This window comes from Planomonospora alba, assembly GCF_039534085.1.
In the GTDB taxonomy this organism is placed as follows: domain Bacteria; phylum Actinomycetota; class Actinomycetes; order Streptosporangiales; family Streptosporangiaceae; genus Planomonospora_B; species Planomonospora_B alba.
Map to the genome: position 1 here is coordinate 116759 of NZ_BAAAUT010000008.1, position 15977 is coordinate 132735.

A 15977-nucleotide genomic window follows, 5' to 3' on the forward strand; every position below is an offset into this window, starting at 1 on the left:
GAAGTTTCAGGGCAACACGCGGAAGGGGCGGGTGCCCTCCCGTGCGGGAGGGCACCCGCCCCTTCACCGAGGACCGGCCGCCGCGGGCGGTCAGCCGCCGCGCTTGGCGCGGGCGGCGGTGCGGGCCCGGCTGGCCGCGTCGAGCACGACCTTGCGGATGCGGACCGCCTCCGGAGTGATCTCCACGCACTCGTCCTCGCGGATGAACTCCAGCGCCTGCTCCAGGGAGAGCTGGCGCGGCGGGATGACCTTCTCGGTCTCGTCCGCCGTGGAGGAGCGCATGTTGGTGAGCTTCTTCTCCTTGGTGATGTTCACGTCCATGTCGTCGGAGCGCGAGTTCTCACCGATGATCATGCCCTCGTAGACCTCGGTGCCCGGCGAGACGAACAGCACGCCGCGCTCCTGCAGGTTGAGCATGGCGAACGCGGTCACCGGGCCGGAGCGGTCGGCGACCAGGGAGCCGTTGTTGCGGGTGCGCAGCTCGCCGAACCACGGCTCGTAGCGCTCGAAGACGTGGTGGACCAGACCGGTGCCCCGGGTCTCGGTGAGGAACTCGGTGCGGAAGCCGATCAGGCCGCGGGCCGGGACCACGAACTCCATCCGGATCCAGCCGGTGCCGTGGTTGGTCATGTGCTCCATGCGGCCCTTGCGCACGGCCAGCAGCTGGGTCACCGCGCCGAGGTACTCCTCCGGGCAGTCGACGGTCAGCCGCTCGACCGGCTCGTGCAGCTTGCCGTCGATCATCTTGGTGACGACCTGCGGCTTGCCGACGGTCAGCTCGTAGCCCTCGCGGCGCATCTGCTCGACCAGGATGGCCAGCGCCAGCTCGCCGCGGCCCTGGACCTCCCAGGCGTCGGGGCGCTCGGTCGGGAGCACGCGCAGCGACACGTTGCCGACGAGCTCCTTCTCCAGGCGGTCCTTGACCATGCGGGCGGTGACCTTCGCGCCCTTGACCTTGCCGACCAGCGGCGAGGTGTTGGTGCCGATGACCATCGAGATCGCGGGCTCGTCCACCGTGATCAGCGGGAGCGGGCGCGGGTCGTCGGGGTCGGCCAGCGTCTCGCCGATCATGATGTCCGGGATGCCGGCGATCGCGATGATGTCGCCGGGGCCCGCCTGCTCTGCGGGCTTGCGCTCCAGCGCCTCGGTCATCAGCAGCTCGCTGATCTTGACGCGCTCGATGGTGCCGTCGGTCTTGCACCAGGCGACCTGCTGGCCCTTCTTGATGACGCCCTGGTGGACGCGGAGCAGGGCGATCCGGCCCAGGTAGGTCGAGGAGTCGAGGTTGGTGACGTGGGCCTGCAGCGGCGCGGACGGGTCGTAGACCGGGGCCGGGATCGTCTCCTTGATGACCTCGAAGAGCGGCTCCAGGTCCTCGGAGTCGGGCATGCCGCCGTCCTCGGGACGGTTCAGCGAGGCGCGGCCGGCCTTGGCCGAGGCGTAGACGATCGGGAAGTCGATCTGGTCCTCGGTGGCGTCCAGGTCCATGAAGAGCTCGTAGACCTCGTCCACGACCTCCTTGATCCGGGCGTCGGGGCGGTCGACCTTGTTGATGCAGAGGATGACCGGCATCTTGGCGGTCAGCGCCTTGCGCAGCACGAACCGGGTCTGCGGCAGCGGACCCTCGGAGGCGTCCACCAGCAGCACGACGCCGTCCACCATCGACAGGCCGCGCTCGACCTCGCCGCCGAAGTCGGCGTGGCCGGGGGTGTCGATGATGTTGATGGTCATGTCACCGTGCCGGACGGCGGTGTTCTTGGCGAGAATGGTGATGCCCTTCTCGCGCTCGAGGTCGTTGGAGTCCATGACACGGTCGTCGACGTCCTGGTTGGCCCGGAAGGCTCCCGACTGCCAGAGCATGGCATCCACGAGAGTGGTCTTGCCGTGGTCGACGTGCGCGATGATCGCGATGTTCCGCAGGTCGTCGCGGCTGTTCAAGGGCATGTTGAAGTCTCACTCTGTGGTCGTGGGGCTGACCGCGGACGTGCGGCCGCATTATTTTAGTTGATTCCAGCCTTCTTCAACGCGTTCTCGGCCCCCTGCCCTTCCCGTTCACCCTCCGGAAACCCGGAGGACCACCGCGCCGCCACCCGCCGGCACCCGTCCGGCACCCCGGACGCGGGTCCGCCGCCGACCGCGTCCGGGCCGCTCGCGGGCAGGTGGAGGCCGGCGGCGGGCCGGGCGGAGGCGGGGCGCGGTCCGGGTGGGGCGGCGCCTAAGCTCGCCCCATGTCTTTCGCCCCCTCCTTCCCCGTGATGCTCAGGACCCGGGACAACGTACGGATCGACGCCGCGCACACCCCGCCGCGGCACGACGGCGACCTCGCGATCGTGCTGGCGCACGGCTTCACCGGATCGTTCCGCTCCCGCACCACCCGGCGCATCGTCCACGTGCTCAGCGGGTTCGGCGGCGTGATCGCGTTCGACTTCCGGGGGCACGGCCGCTCCGGCGGCGAGACGACCGTGGGGGACCTGGAGATCCACGACCTGGACGCGGCGGTGCGGCACGCGCGGGTGACCGGCTACTCCCGGGTGGTGACCATGGGGTTCTCCATGGGCGGAGCGGTGGCGCTGCGCCAGGCCGCCCTCCTGCGCGGGGTGGACGGGGTGGTCGCGGTCAGCGCGCCCGCGCGCTGGTACTACCGCGGCACCCGGCCGATGCGGCAGGTCCACTGGGCGATCGAGCACCCGGCCGGGCGTCTGGCGGCGCGGCTGGGGAAGCGGACGCGGATCGCCCGGGGCGGGTGGGACCCGCTCCCGCTGGCGCCCTACGAGGCGGCCGCGCGGATCTCGCCGGTGCCGCTGCTCGTCGTGCACGGCGACGCCGACACGTTCTTCCCGCTCGACCACCCGCACCAGATCCACGACGCCGCCCGGGACCCCAAGGAGCTGTGGATCGAGCCCGGTTACGGTCACGCGGAAACGGCCGCCACGCCGGACCTGATCCGCCGGATCGGGCGGTGGGCGGCCATGGTTTAGTCCTGGTACGGACGGCAAATGGTCGAGGCGGGGGTAAGCGCACATGCGGAGCATCTACGTGGCGGGTCTCGGCCCCGGTGACGGGCGGCAGATCGTCGAGCTCGGCCTGATGGAGCTGCTGACCCGCCGGGCCGGCCGGACCGGGGTGTTCCGGCCGATCGCCCGGGGCGAGCACGCCTCGGAACTGCTCGACGACAGATACCGCCCCGCGGCCTCGTCGATCGGCGTGACCGCCGACGAGGCGGCCGAGATCTACGCCCGGCACGGGAGCGAGGAGCTCATCGGCCGCCTCGTCGCCCGCTTCCACACCATGGAGCACGAGTGCGACGCGCTGCTGGTGCTGGGCAGCTCCTTCGCCACCGACGACCTCCCCCGCGAGCTGGCCTTCAACGCCCGCCTCGCCGCCGAGTTCGGCGCCCCGGTGATCGTGGTGGTGGGCGCGCACGCCGACGGGCCCGGCGAGATCGCGCGGGAGATGCGCACCGGCTACCAGGTCTTCTCCGACCTGGGCTGCACGGTCCTGGCGGTGATCGCCAACCGGGTTCCGCCCGGCATGGCCGTCGAACCCGACCTGCCGGTGCCGTACTACGTCATCCCCGAGCACCCGTCGCTGTCGGCGCCGACCGTGGCCCAGGTGGCGGAGGCGGTGGAGGCCAAGCAGGTCCTGGGTGACGACGACGGGCTGCTCCGGGACGTGAACGGGTTCGTCTTCGGCGGCGCCACGCTCCCCACGCTCCTGTCGCACCTGGTGGACGGGGCGCTGCTGCTCACCCCCGGCGACCGGGCCGACCTGCTGCTGGCCGCCGCGGCGGCGGAGGCCGCGGGCACCGTACGGCCGGCGGGCGTGGTGCTGACGCTGGGCGAGGTGCCCCCCGAGGGGGTGCGGGAGCTCACCTCGCGGCTGGCCCCCGGCCTGCCCGTGCTGTCGGCGCAGGCCGGCAGCTTCGCCGTCGCCACCACGCTGGGCCACCTGGAGGGGCGGCTCACCGCGGAGAACCCCCGCAAGATCGAGACGGCGCTGGGCCACTTCGAGGCGCACGTCGACACCGCCGACCTCGCCGACCGCATCGCGCTGGCCCGCTCCGAGCGGGTCACCCCGATGATGTTCGAGCACATGCTTCTGGAGCGGGCGCGTGCCGACCGCAGGCACATCGTGCTGCCGGAGGGCGGGGACGACCGCATCCTGCGGGCCGCCGACCTCCTCCTCCGCCGCGGCATCGTGGACCTCACCCTGCTGGGCCGGGAGGAGGCGGTCCGGCGGCGGATCACCGAGCTCGGCCTCGACCTGGAGGGGGTGGCGGTGGTCGACCCGGTGACCTCGCCGCTGCGCGACGACTTCGCCGAGGAGTACGCCCGGATCCGGGCGCACAAGGGCGTCGCCCTCGACCGGGCGCGGGACGCGCTGACCGACGTCAACTTCTTCGGCACGATGATGCTGCACCGGGGCCTGGTGGACGGCATGGTCTCCGGCGCCGCGCACACCACGGCCGCCACGATCCTGCCCGCCTTCCAGATCATCCGGACGGTCCCGGGCACGTCGATCGTCTCCTCGGTGTTCTTCATGTGCCTGGCCGACCGGGTGCTCGTCTACGGCGACTGCGCGGTCAACCCCGACCCGGACGCCGAGCAGCTCGCCGACATCGCCATCTCCTCGGCCCGTACGGCACGGCGCTTCGGCGTCGAGCCGCGGGTGGCGATGCTGTCGTACTCGACGGGCCGCTCCGGCAGCGGCGCCGACGTGGACAAGGTGCGCGAGGCCACCGCCAGGGTCGCCGAGCGGGCACCCGACCTGCTGGTCGAGGGCCCCATCCAGTACGACGCGGCGGTCGACCCCCGGGTCGCCGCGGCCAAGCTGCCCGGCTCGCAGGTGGCGGGGCGGGCGACCGTGCTGATCTTCCCGGACCTCAACACCGGCAACAACACCTACAAGGCGGTGCAGCGCTCCGCCGGGGCGGTCGCGGTCGGCCCGGTCCTGCAGGGACTGCGCAAGCCGGTCAACGACCTGTCGCGCGGCGCGCTGGTCACCGACATCGTCAGCACGGTGGCCATCACCGCCGTCCAGGCCCAGGGGGATCCCCGATGACGCGCAAGCACATCCTGGTGCTCAACTCCGGATCCTCGTCGGTGAAGTACCGGCTGCTCTCGATGGGAGAGGAGCCGGCGAAGGGAGCGGAGGCGGGAGAGGCCGTGCGCCTGGCCTCCGGGACGGTGGAGCGGATCGGAGAGGCGGGCTCCCCGGTCGCCGACCACGGCCAGGCGCTGCGGGCCGTCGCGGACGAGCTGGAGCGGGTGGGATTCGGCCTGGACTCGGAGGAGCTGATCGCGATCGGGCACCGGGTGGTCCACGGCGGCACGGCCTTCACCGAGCCGACGCTGATCACCGACCGGGTGGTCGAGAAGATCAAGAAGCTCGTCCCGCTCGCCCCGCTGCACAACCCGGCCAACGTGGAGGGCATCCAGGTCGCCCGGCGGCTCCGCCCCGACCTGCCGCAGGTCGGGGTCTTCGACACCGCCTTCCACTGCACCATCCCGGAGGCCGCCGCGACCTACGCGATCGACCGCGCGACCGCCGAGCGGTACGGCATCCGCCGCTACGGCTTCCACGGCACCTCGCACGCCTACGTCTCCCGGGAGGCGGCGCGGCTGGCGGACCGGCCGGACCCCAACGTGATCGTGCTGCACCTGGGCAACGGCGCCAGCGTCTCGGCGGTGGCCGCCGGGCGGTGCGTGGAGACCTCCATGGGCATGACCCCGCTGGAGGGGCTGGTCATGGGCACCCGGAGCGGCGACGTGGACCCGGGCGTGCTCGTCCACCTGCGCCGCGAGGCCAGGATGCGGACCGAGGAGGTCGACGGGCTGCTCAACCGGCGCAGCGGCCTGCTGGGCCTGTGCGGCGACAACGACATGCGCGCCGTGGAGCGGCGGGTCGCCGAGGGGGACCCGGACGCCGAGCTGGCCCTGTCGGTCTACTGCCACCGGATCCGCAAGTACGTCGGCGCCTACTACGCGGTGCTCGGCACCGTGGACGTGATCGCCTTCACCGCCGGTGTCGGGGAGAACTCCGCCCTGGTCCGGGAGCGGGCGCTGGCCGGTCTGGAGGCGCTCGGCATCGCCCTGGACCCCGGGCTCAACGCGGCCGGCAAGGGACTGATCTCGGCGGACGGCTCGCGGGTGAAGGTGGCGGTGATCCCCACGGACGAGGAGTTGGAGATCGCCCGCCAGACCCTCGAGGTCGTCTCCCGGAACGGTCGCGGGTGAATCTCCGAACCGATCGCGGATGAAAGCCGTCTACCTAGGGTGGACGGATGAAACCCGCCGGGAGAAGCCCAGGGGACACGAACCGCCGCCAACCGGTGGTCGTGGGGCATACTTCATGCAGTCGGCCGGTCGCCCAGCGTCGCGGGGGCGCGCTGGGCCGCTCATCCGGCCGCGTGTGCCGGTACGGCCCCGCGGGGCCGTACCGGCACGTCCCGCCCCCCCGCCCGGCCCCGCGGGACGCGGGGCGTCCGGGACCGGGCCGGGAGGTCCCGAGGGGGGCCGAGAAGGCCCGGGGTCAGCCCATGCGGGCGATGGACTTGTACTCCAGGTAGGACGCCAGGCCCTCGGGGCCCATCTCGCGCCCGATGCCGCTGGACTTGAAGCCGCCGAACGGGGCGCAGGGCTCCAGCATGAAGAGGTTGACGCCGTAGGTGCCGGTGCGGACCTGGCGGGCCACCTCCATGCCGTGCTCGGCGTCGGCGGTCCACACCGTGCCGGCCAGGCCGTAGTCGCTGTCGTTGGCGATGCGGATCGCGTCGGCCTCGTCCTCGTAGGGGATCACGGCCAGCACCGGGCCGAAGATCTCCTCCCGGGCGATGCGCATCTCGTTGGTCGCGCCGGCGAAGACGGTCGGGGCGACGTACCAGCCGCGTCCGTACGGGCGCTCCAGGCCGCCGACGACCGGCTTGGCGCCCTCGTCGATGCCGATCCTGATGTAGTTCTCCACCCGCTCCTGCTGGCGCTGGGCGACCAGCGGGCCGATGCCCGTGGCCGGGTCGGCGGGGTCGCCGACCGGCATGCTCCGGACCATCGCGGCGACCGCGTCGACCACCTCGTCGTAGCGGCTGCGGGAGGCGAGGATGCGGGTCTGCGCGACGCAGGCCTGGCCGTTGTTCATCAGCGACGCGATCGACAGGAAGCCCATCGCGGAGGCCAGGTCGCAGTCGTCCAGGATGATCGCGGCGGACTTGCCGCCGAGCTCCAGGCTGACGCGCTTGAGCTGCTCGCCGCAGATGCTCGCGATGCGGCGGCCGGCCGCGGTGGATCCGGTGAAGGCGACCTTGTCCACCCCGGGGTGGGAGACCAGGTGCTCGCCGGCCTCGCGGCCCGCGGGCACGATGCTGACGACGCCCTCGGGCAGGCCCGCCTCCTTGATCAGCTCGGCGAGGAGGTAGGAGTCGAGCGGCGTCTCGGGGGCGGGCTTGACGACGACCGTGCAGCCCGCGACGAGGGCCGGGGCCAGCTTGGTCATGATCACGAACTGCGGGACGTTCCACGGGACGATCGCGGCGACCACGCCGACGGGCTCGCGCCGTACGGTGACCGGGCCGAAGGTGCCGGGCCGGTCCTCCTCGACGGCGAACTCCCGGCCCAGCTCGGCGTAGTAGCGCAGGAAGCCGAGCGGCTGGGGCACCTGCGCCATCTTGGAGAAGGCGATGGGCGAGCCCATCTCCTCGGTGATGATCTCAGCCATCTCCTCCTGGCGGGCCTCGTAGAGGTCGGCGAGCCTGGCCACGACGGCGGCCCGTTCGGCCATGGTCATCCGGGGCCACGGGCCGTGGTCGAACGCCTGGCGGGCCGCGGCCACCGCGCGGTCCATGTCGGCGGCGGTGCCCTCCGGCACGCGGCCGACGACCTCCTCGGTGTGGGGCGAGACGACGTCGATCGTGGCCGTGCCCGCCGGGGCCACCCAGTCGCCTCCGATGAACAGCGTGTCGTGCTGGCGCATGTCTGTTGCCTCCTGGTGGGCGGTCCGGGGCGATGAACTGAACTAATGCTTGTTCGGACAGTGTCATCCGCGGGAGGGACCTCCACAAGGCCCGCCGCCGGGGAAAACCGAACCAGGTTCTGTCAATCATGGCAAGGGTTGCGACCGGAGGGCGGGGTTGCGCACTCACCGGGCGCGTCGCCCTCCGGGGCCGTACCCTCGTGGTGCGCCCCTCGGCGCGTCCGGCCGACCCCTAGCTGGAAGGTTCGGGCATGCCCGAAATTGTGGTCATACGTTGCGACCTGGTAGATAGTTCATCAATGGTGTATGGAATCCACCATTCCGGTGGCGAGCTTGAAGATCGTCTTCTATAGTTTCGCTCCGTCCGCAAGGGCCTCTGGAGGTGAGCGAAGCGTGCGACCGAGCCGCCCGGCGGTGCTGGGCGTCCTGCTCGCGGCGCTCCTGCTGACCCCGGCGATGGCGGGGGCGAGCGCCGGGCAGATCACCGCCCCCGACCCCGAGGCCAGGTTGAAGAAGCTGACCGCCGAGGCGAGCCGGCTCAACAAGCGCTACCGCGGCCAGGTGCAGACCCTGGAGGACGCCCGGGTCAAGGCCAAGAAGGCCACCGAGACCGCCAAGAGCCTCAAGCGCTCCCTGGCCACCACGGAGACCGACGTGGTCCGCTTCGCCCAGACCGCCTACATGGGCGGTCCGCTGGACAGCGCCGCCATGCTGGGCTTCCGGGGCGACGCCGAGCTCGCCCTCGACCAGGCCGCGACCATGTCCCACCTGGCCGGCCAGCGCGCCAACCAGCTCGTCCGGCTCAAGGAGCTGATCAGGCGGGCGGACGAGGCGGAGAAGAAGGCCGAGGCCGAGATCGCCGAGCTGGAACGGGACATCTCCCGGCTCAAGAAGGACCGTGTCCGGATCGAGGGGCTCCTGGCGAAGTACGGCTTCCAGCAGCCCACCGGGAACGGCGGCCTGACCCCCCGCACGGTCACCATGCGCAACCTGGTGCTGCAGAACTTCCCGATGCCGTACGGCTACGGCTGCCTGCGCCCCGGCGACCCCGGCGACCACGGCAGCGGCCGGGCCTGCGACTTCATGATGAGCTCCGGCGGCCGGGTGCCCACCGCCGAGGCCAAGGCCCGCGGCGACCGCCTGGCCCAGTGGGCCATCGACAACGGCGCGCGGCTCGGCGTGATGTACATCATCTGGCAGCAGAAGTACTACGACGTGCGGACCGGTTCGGGCTGGCGCATGATGTCCGACCGCGGCGGCAACACCGCCAACCACATCGACCACGTGCACATCTCGATGTTCTGACGGGGCGCGGCCGCGCCCCGGCAGCGTCTCACGGACTCGGCGCGCCGGAGCCGGCGGCGTGCCGGGACCGGGCCTCGTCGATCTCCGTCCCGTGGCGTACCGCCCAGTCGGCCAGTGCCGACAGCGGTTCGAGCAGCGTCCGCCCGAGCGGGGTCAGGCTGTACTCGACGGCGGGCGGCACGGTCGGGTGCACCTCGCGCCGCACCAGCCCGTCGGCTTCCAGGCCGCGCAGCGTTCGGGTCAGCATGCGCTGGCTGATCCCCTCGACGGCGCGGTGGAGCTCGTTGTACCGGTGCGGGCGGCCGCCGAGCAGGATCACCAGCAGCATGCTCCACTTGTCGCCCACCCGCCGGAACACGTCCCCGACGGGACACGCCGCGAGTTCGTCGGCCGGCACCGGCCGGGGAAGCTCGTGAGCCAGCACGGAGGGAACACCGGTGTGCGTACCGGACATGAAACTGCCTTCTTTCCGCCGCCGACGGGGGCGTCCCACGATTGGTCCAGCCGATTGCGATCCTACGGACCGTGGAGGACCCCGTGCCCGACCGAACGCCGAAAACCGTGATCATCAGCGGCGGCACCGACGGCATGGGCCGCGCGACCGCCCTGGAACGGCTCGCGCGGGGCGACCGCGTCACCGTGATCGGCAGCAGCGAGGCGAAGGGCCGCGCCCTGCTCGAACGGGCCGGCAGTCCGAACCTGCGGTTCGTCCGGGCGGACCTGTCCTCGATATCCGAGGTCGAACGGGTCGTCGCCGGTGTCTTCGAGCGGCACGGCAGCGTCGACGCGCTGGCGTTGTTCGCCAACCGGGTGAGCGCCGGGCGCAGAGAGACCGCGGAGGGGCTGGAGCACACCTTCGCCCTGTACTACCTGAGCCGCTATCTCCTCAGCCACCGGCTGGTCCCGCTGCTCGACGCCAGTCCCGCACCGGTGGTCATCAATGTCGCCGGTGTCGGGAACACCGCGGGCCGGATCTTCTGGGAGGATCCGCAGCTGACGCGCCGCTACGGCCAGGTGCGCGCCCAGCTGCAGGCGGGCCGGGCGAACGACCTGCTCGGTGTGGCGTTCGCCGAGTGGGCGGGGAGCAGGGCGCGCTACGTCCTCTACCATCCCGGATTCACCCGCAGCGGGACCGGCGGACACCGGAACCCGCTGGTGCGCGGTTCGATCAGACTACTCGGAAGGCTCTTCGCCCGTCCGGTGCCCGAGGCGGTCCGGCCGATCGTCGGATGGATCGACGAGCCGCCGGGAGACCCGCTCACCGCCGTCGACAGGGGCCGGCCGGTGGACAGGTCCCTGCGGACGCTCGACCCCGGCGAGGCCGCCCGCCTGGCGGCCTACACCGAGCGCCTGCTGCGCGACCGGTCCTCCCGCCGCTGAACCCGACGGTACGAGCCCGCCCCCGGTCCCACCAGGGCTGTCAACCATAAATAAACCTTAAATAAAGTTTCTTATTGACAGGGGTTGTGGGGTGCGGTTACATCTTCGTGACTTCAGCCGTCACGGTGTTCTCGGCGGGCGCCCCACCGTGACGGCTCCTCCCCACCGCGGGCGGGCCGGGAGGTCCCGTCCCGCGACGACGACAGAGCGGAACCACCCCCATGCGCAAACGCAGGCCTCTTCTCGCGGCCCTGGCCGCGGTCCTCGCCCTGACCGCCACCACGCTGGGCGCCACCACGGGCGACGACCGGGCCGAAGCCGCCGCCATCGGCCCCGTCACCTGGTCTGACGAGTTCAACGCCGCCGCCGGAACCCCCGTCGACGGGTCCAAGTGGAAGTTCGACATCGGCGGCGGCGGCTGGGGCAACAACGAGCTGCAGTACTACACCGACTCCACCCAGAACGTGTACCACGACGGGCAGGGCCACCTGGCCATCACCGCCCGCAAGGGGAACCCGTCCAACTACCAGTGCCACTACGGGACCTGCCAGTACACCTCGGGCCGCATCCTGACCGCGGGCAAGTTCAGCCAGGCGTACGGCCGCTTCGAGGCCCGGATCAAGATCCCCAAGGGGCAGGGCATCTGGCCGGCCTTCTGGATGCTCGGCGGCGGCGACTGGCCGAACACCGGTGAGATCGACATCATGGAGAACGTCGGCAGCGCGCCGAACACGGTCCACGGCACCGTGCACGGCCCCGGCTACTCCGGCAGCGGCGGCATCGGCGGGAGCCGCACGATCGGCGCGCCGCTCGGCGACGCCTTCCACACCTACCGGGTCGACTGGTCCCCCAACCTCATCGTCTGGTACCTGGACGGGTCGGAGTACTTCCGCCTCACGCCGTCCGGCATCCGGGGGAACCGGTGGGTCTTCGACCACCCGTTCTTCATGATCCTCAACGTGGCGGTCGGCGGCAACTGGCCGGGCAGCCCCAACGCGAGCACCTCGTTCCCGCAGACCATGCTGGTCGACTACGTCCGCGTCCACGCGTGGAACGATGAGGGGTCCGGGGGCTCCGGCGGCTCCGGGGGCGCCTCCGCCCTGAAGTCGAAGCTGAACGGCCGCTGCATCGACATCCCCGCCGCGAACGCCGTCGACGGCGCCCGCCTGCAGATGTACGACTGCAACGGCAGCGCCGCCCAGCGGTGGGCCTTCAACAGCAACGGCACCGTGAGCGCGATGGGCATGTGCATGGACGCCGCGGGCGCCGGCACCGCCAACGGCACACCGATCCAGCTCCACCCGTGCAAGGGCAACGCCGCCCAGCAGTTCCGGCTCACCTCGGCCGGTGACCTGGTCAACCCGGTCTCCAACCGGTGCGTGGACGTGGTGGACAACAACGCCGCCAACGGCGCGCGGCTCCAGCTGTGGGACTGCGCCGGCACGGCCAACCAGAAGTGGACCCGTGCCTGACCCCGACTGATACGCGAGGCCGGCGGCCGGCGCCGCCGGCCTCGCGCGTCCGCGGTCCGGCGTGCCTCGCGCGTCCGCGGTCCGGCGGGAGGCGGACCCGGGGCGCGGTACGGGCGCGGGCCCGCATCCGGCGACCCGTCTCCCGGGCCGACCCGGGGGCCCGTCAGGCGGCGGGGAACGCGCCGCCGACGGCGTGGGCCACCAGGGTGGTCAGCACCTCCTTGACCGACTCGCGCTCCCGCGCGTCGCACATCACGACCGGCGCCGCCCCGTCCAGGCCGAGCGCCCGCCGTACCTTGGCCGGGTCGTGGCGGCGGGCGCCGTCGAAGCAGTTGACCGCCACCACGAACGGCAGGGCCCGCTGCTCGAAGTAGTCCACGGCGGGGAAGCAGTCCTGCAGGCGGCGGGTGTCGGCGAGCACGACGGCGCCGAGCGCGCCGGAGGACAGCTCGTCCCACATGAACCAGAAGCGGTCCTGGCCGGGCGTGCCGAACAGATAGAGCCACAGGCCGTCGCGGATGGTGATGCGGCCGAAGTCCAGCGCGACCGTCGTGGTGGCCTTGGACTCCACGCCCCGCAGGTCGTCCACGCCGGCGCCGCGCGCGCTCAGCAGTTCCTCGGTGTGCAGCGGCCGGATCTCACTGATGGCGCCGACCATGGTCGTCTTCCCGGCCCCGAAGCCGCCCGCCACGAGGATCTTGAGCGCCACCGCGGGATCGGCGGTCGCGGGCTCAGAGCCTGCGTAGCCCATGCAGCACCTCCCTGTAGACGTCCTCGGTGATCGTCTGCGCCACGGGCCCGGGCCGGTCGATGGCCACCAGCCCGTCGCGGCGCAGGTCGGCCAGGAGCACGCGGGTGATGTTGACCGGCAGGCCAAGGTGCGCGGCGACGTCCGCCACCGGGGTGGGCCGCCGGCACAGGTCCAGCACGGCGAGGTGCTCCGGGACGAGCCCGACCGGGTCGAGGGGCACGTGGACGGTCGTGACGACGGCGACCAGGTCGAACGACTCGCCGGCCGGGCGGGCGCGGCCGCCGGTCAGCCCGTAGAGCCGGATCAGCGGTCCCGGGTCGTCCCCTGTCACGACCGGGACCCGTTCCAGGCGGGCGCCGGGGCCGCCGTCCTCGGCTGCGCGGACAGGTGCTCGCCGACCCGCTTGACCAGCAGTGCCATCTCGTAGGTGACCATGCCGAGGTCGGCGTCCTGCGCGGCCAGTACGGCGAGCCGCGCGCCCTGGCCGGCCGCGGTGACGAACAGGAAACCGCCCTCGAGCTCGATGATGGTCTGCCGCACGCCGCCGAGGCCGAAGTGCCGCCCCGCGCCCGCAGCGAGGCTGTGGCTGCCGGCGGAGATGGCGGACAGGTGCTCGGTGTCCTCCCGGGTCAGGTCGCGGGAGCCGCCCATGGCCAGTCCGTCGGAGGACAGCACGACGGCGTGCCGGATCCCGGGGACGCGCCGGGTGAGGTCGTCCAGCAGCCAGCTGAGCTCAGATCTGGGGTCGGCCATCGCAATGGCCCTCCTTTCCGTTCCGGGGGTCACCGCTCGTGTCACCGCTCGTGTCGCCGTGCGCGCCGTCGCGCGCCCCGCCGTGGGCTCCGGCCTGGGTGCGGCCCTGCCGCCAGCCCCGCTGCATGGCGGACATGCGGGCGAGCGCCTCCTCGGGCGCCCGTGCCGGGGGAGCGGGCGCCCGTTCCGGCTCCCGGCCGGGCACGCGGCGCAGCTGGGGGGCCAGGCTGGCCTGCCGGACCCGTACGGGCAGCCCGTCGAGGTCGTCGGGAGCGCCGGGGTCGCCGCCGGCGGCCTCCAGCGGGGCCGGGCCGTCGTCGGCCGGGGTCCGGGGATCGGCCAGCAGGCTCAGCGGGAGCATCACGATCGCCGTGGCCCCGTCGTAGGGCGAGGGCCGCAGCACGACCTTGATCCCGTGCCTGGCCGCGAGCCGGGACACCACGAACAGGCCGAGCCGGTCGCTGTCGGCCGGGTCGAACTCCGGCGGCCGGGCGAGCCTGCCGTTGAGCTCGTCGACGCAGACCCCGCCCAGCCCCAGGCCGCGGTCCTCGATCTCGATCGCGAAGCCGTGGGCGGCGGCCGAGCCGCGGACGTGGACCGGGGTGCCCGGCGGGGAGAAGGACGTGGCGTTCTCGACCAGCTCGGCGATCAGGTGGACGACGTCGGTGACCGCGTTGCCGGCCAGCAGCGGGGCACCGGGCATGGGCAGCACCGTGACGCGCGTGTAGTCCTCGACCTCCAGCACGGCGCCGCGCACCACGTCGAGGACCGGGACCGGGTCGCGCCACCGGCGGCCGGGGGCGGCGCCGGACAGGACGATGAGGTTCTCCGCGTGCCGGCGCATGCGGGTGGTCAGGTGGTCGACCTTGAACAGGTCCTCCAGCGTCTGCGGGTCCTCGGTCCTGCGCTCCATCGCGTCCAGCAGGGTGAGCTGGCGGTGGAGCAGGGCCTGGTTCCGCCGGGCGAGGTTGAGGAATACCTGGCCGACGCCCTTGCGGAGCACGGCCTGGCCGACCGCGGCCTCCACCGCGGTCCGTCGGACGGCCGACAGCGCCCGCACGACGCCGTCCACCTCGGCGGTCGGCGTGGGCGCCGGTTCGGGGGTCTCGGCCGCCGGATCCACGTCCTCGCCGCCCGCCAGCCGCTCGACCAGCCGGGGCAGCCGCTCCTCGGCCAGTTCGGCGGCCGAGGCCCGCACCTGCCGCAGCTCCCGGACCAGGGAGCGTCCGAAGCGGTAGGAGAGCACGGCCGAGACGACCACGGTGAACAGGCCGAGGAGCACGACCGCGCCGATGCGGAGCAGGGCCGCGGTCCGCAGGTCGCCGCCCTTGTCGGTGACGCGGGCCAGCTCCCGCCGGGCGTTGGAGTCGAGGGCGGAGACGACGGCCTCGGCGTCCCGGTTCCACACGGCGGCGTCCAGCGGCGGTGAGCCTGATCCGTCCCAGGCGAGGAGCCGGTCCTCGGCCGTCTGGAGCCGCCGGTGGGCGGTGCCCGCCGCCAGCTCCCGGTGGAGCGCCCGCAGCTCGGGGCCCATGTCGCGCTCGGCGGCGGCGAGCATGAGCCTGCGGCCGGTCGCCGCGGCGACGAAGGCGGTGTGCTCGGCCGTGGTCATCTCGCCGCGGGCCAGCGCGAGGGTGACGAGGGCGTGCTCGCGGGACAGGTGCTCGGAGACGATCGAGTAGTAGGACAGTCCCCGGACGATCCGGTGGGACGCCACGTCGGGGAGCAGGTCGGCGGCGTTGAGCTGCCGGTGGGCGAGGTCGACGAGCGAGGCGTAGCGCTCGATCACCTCGGACGGGGCCGTCCGGCCGCCGTCAGCCGCCGAGCGCAGCGCGCTGAGGTCGCCCAGGGACTCCAGCAGGGACCGCATGCCGGTGGAGTTCTCCTCGGCGGTGTTCTCCAGGCCGATGGAGGCGACCAGCTCACGCAGGGCGGAGGCCGTGTCGTCGGTGGTCCGCCGCTGCTCCGCCAGCACCGCCCGCCGGTCGGGGCGGCCGGCGGTCTCGGCGGTCAGCTGGCGCTCCCGCCGAAGCTCCTCGATCAGTTCCCGGACGGGGGAGCCGACCTCCTGCCACCGGCTCTGGGTCTGCGCGAGAGCGGAGACCTCCAGGACGGTGGTGTAGGCGTTGTAGCCCCACATGGCGACGAGGGCGGCGAACGGGATCAGCAGGATCTTGAGGATCCTCGTCCGGATCGGCTGGGGGGTGCTCATCCATCGTGTCCAGTTCCGCGCGTTCCCGCGCAGGGTCGTCCGTCACGGGCGGCGGCCGACCCCCGAAGATCGCGCCGTGACGGGTGCGCTGTGATTCGCCTCACTATGCCGGTGTGATCGAAAGCGGTTCAAGGCGGTG

At 72.6% G+C, this 15977-nt stretch carries 13 protein-coding genes; 6 read left to right on the forward strand and 7 right to left on the reverse strand.

From position 1 onward, the window contains the following. Positions 1–90: 90 nt before the first annotated feature. On the reverse strand, positions 91–1944 hold the full coding sequence (gene typA / locus ABD823_RS06850) for a translational GTPase TypA (RefSeq protein ID WP_344857021.1): 1854 nt from the start codon (positions 1942–1944) through the stop codon (positions 91–93). Positions 1945–2228: 284 nt separating this feature from the next. On the opposite strand from typA, the gene ABD823_RS06855 reads away from it, so the two are divergent. The 3 genes from ABD823_RS06855 to ABD823_RS06865 are packed head-to-tail and all read left to right on the forward strand — an operon-like array spanning position 2229 to position 6236. After that, the gene (locus ABD823_RS06855) at positions 2229–2978 is read left to right on the forward strand and encodes an alpha/beta hydrolase (RefSeq protein ID WP_344857022.1); all 750 of its coding nucleotides are present in this window, start codon (positions 2229–2231) and stop codon (positions 2976–2978) included. A 43-nt stretch (positions 2979–3021) separates the two neighbouring features. After that, positions 3022–5061: a phosphate acetyltransferase gene (gene pta, locus ABD823_RS06860; protein ID WP_344857024.1), complete on the forward strand. Its 2040-nt coding sequence runs from the start codon at positions 3022–3024 to the stop codon at positions 5059–5061. Next, a complete protein-coding gene (locus ABD823_RS06865; RefSeq protein ID WP_344857026.1) occupies positions 5058–6236 on the forward strand; it encodes an acetate/propionate family kinase in 1179 nt (392 codons plus the stop codon). The genes pta and ABD823_RS06865 overlap by 4 nt, the downstream gene beginning before the upstream one ends. A gap of 295 nt (positions 6237–6531) precedes the next feature. Here the strand turns inward: ABD823_RS06865 and ABD823_RS06870 are convergent, their stop codons facing one another. Continuing rightward, complete coding sequence (locus ABD823_RS06870; RefSeq protein ID WP_344857028.1) at positions 6532–7965, reverse strand: aldehyde dehydrogenase; 1434 nt, start codon at positions 7963–7965, stop codon at positions 6532–6534. A gap of 393 nt (positions 7966–8358) precedes the next feature. On the opposite strand from ABD823_RS06870, the gene ABD823_RS06875 reads away from it, so the two are divergent. After that, positions 8359–9270, forward strand: coding sequence for a coiled-coil domain-containing protein (locus ABD823_RS06875; RefSeq protein WP_344857030.1), 912 nt, complete (start codon positions 8359–8361; stop codon positions 9268–9270). A 28-nt stretch (positions 9271–9298) separates the two neighbouring features. On the opposite strand, the gene ABD823_RS06880 is transcribed toward ABD823_RS06875, so the two are convergent. Next, positions 9299–9724: a winged helix-turn-helix transcriptional regulator gene (locus ABD823_RS06880; RefSeq protein WP_344857032.1), complete on the reverse strand. Its 426-nt coding sequence runs from the start codon at positions 9722–9724 to the stop codon at positions 9299–9301. An 83-nt stretch (positions 9725–9807) separates the two neighbouring features. Between ABD823_RS06880 and ABD823_RS06885 the strand changes: the two genes are divergently transcribed. Together ABD823_RS06885 and ABD823_RS06890 are read left to right on the forward strand one after the other, a co-directional pair. Beyond that, positions 9808–10650, forward strand: a complete 843-nt coding sequence (locus tag ABD823_RS06885) for an SDR family NAD(P)-dependent oxidoreductase (protein ID WP_344857034.1) — start codon at positions 9808–9810, stop codon at positions 10648–10650. A gap of 221 nt (positions 10651–10871) precedes the next feature. Continuing rightward, positions 10872–12122 (forward strand): family 16 glycosylhydrolase, encoded by a 1251-nt coding sequence (locus ABD823_RS06890; protein ID WP_344857036.1) that lies wholly within the window; start codon positions 10872–10874, stop codon positions 12120–12122. Positions 12123–12285: 163 nt separating this feature from the next. Here ABD823_RS06890 and ABD823_RS06895 read toward each other — a convergent pair whose 3' ends face one another. From ABD823_RS06895 to ABD823_RS06910, 4 genes are read right to left on the reverse strand one after another with little or no spacing between them, the layout of a single operon-like run. Further along, positions 12286–12873, reverse strand: coding sequence for a GTP-binding protein (locus tag ABD823_RS06895; RefSeq protein ID WP_344857038.1), 588 nt, complete (start codon positions 12871–12873; stop codon positions 12286–12288). Then, positions 12854–13204, reverse strand: coding sequence for a DUF742 domain-containing protein (locus ABD823_RS06900; RefSeq protein WP_344857040.1), 351 nt, complete (start codon positions 13202–13204; stop codon positions 12854–12856). Before ABD823_RS06900 ends, ABD823_RS06895 begins: the two co-directional genes overlap by 20 nt. Continuing rightward, on the reverse strand, positions 13201–13626 hold the full coding sequence (locus ABD823_RS06905) for a roadblock/LC7 domain-containing protein (RefSeq protein ID WP_344857042.1): 426 nt from the start codon (positions 13624–13626) through the stop codon (positions 13201–13203). The genes ABD823_RS06900 and ABD823_RS06905 overlap by 4 nt, the downstream gene beginning before the upstream one ends. Then, positions 13607–15838 carry a sensor histidine kinase gene (locus ABD823_RS06910; protein ID WP_344857044.1) on the reverse strand — a complete coding sequence of 744 codons (2232 nt, stop codon included), beginning with the start codon at positions 15836–15838 and terminating at the stop codon, positions 13607–13609. The genes ABD823_RS06905 and ABD823_RS06910 overlap by 20 nt, the downstream gene beginning before the upstream one ends. Positions 15839–15977 lie beyond the last annotated feature (139 nt).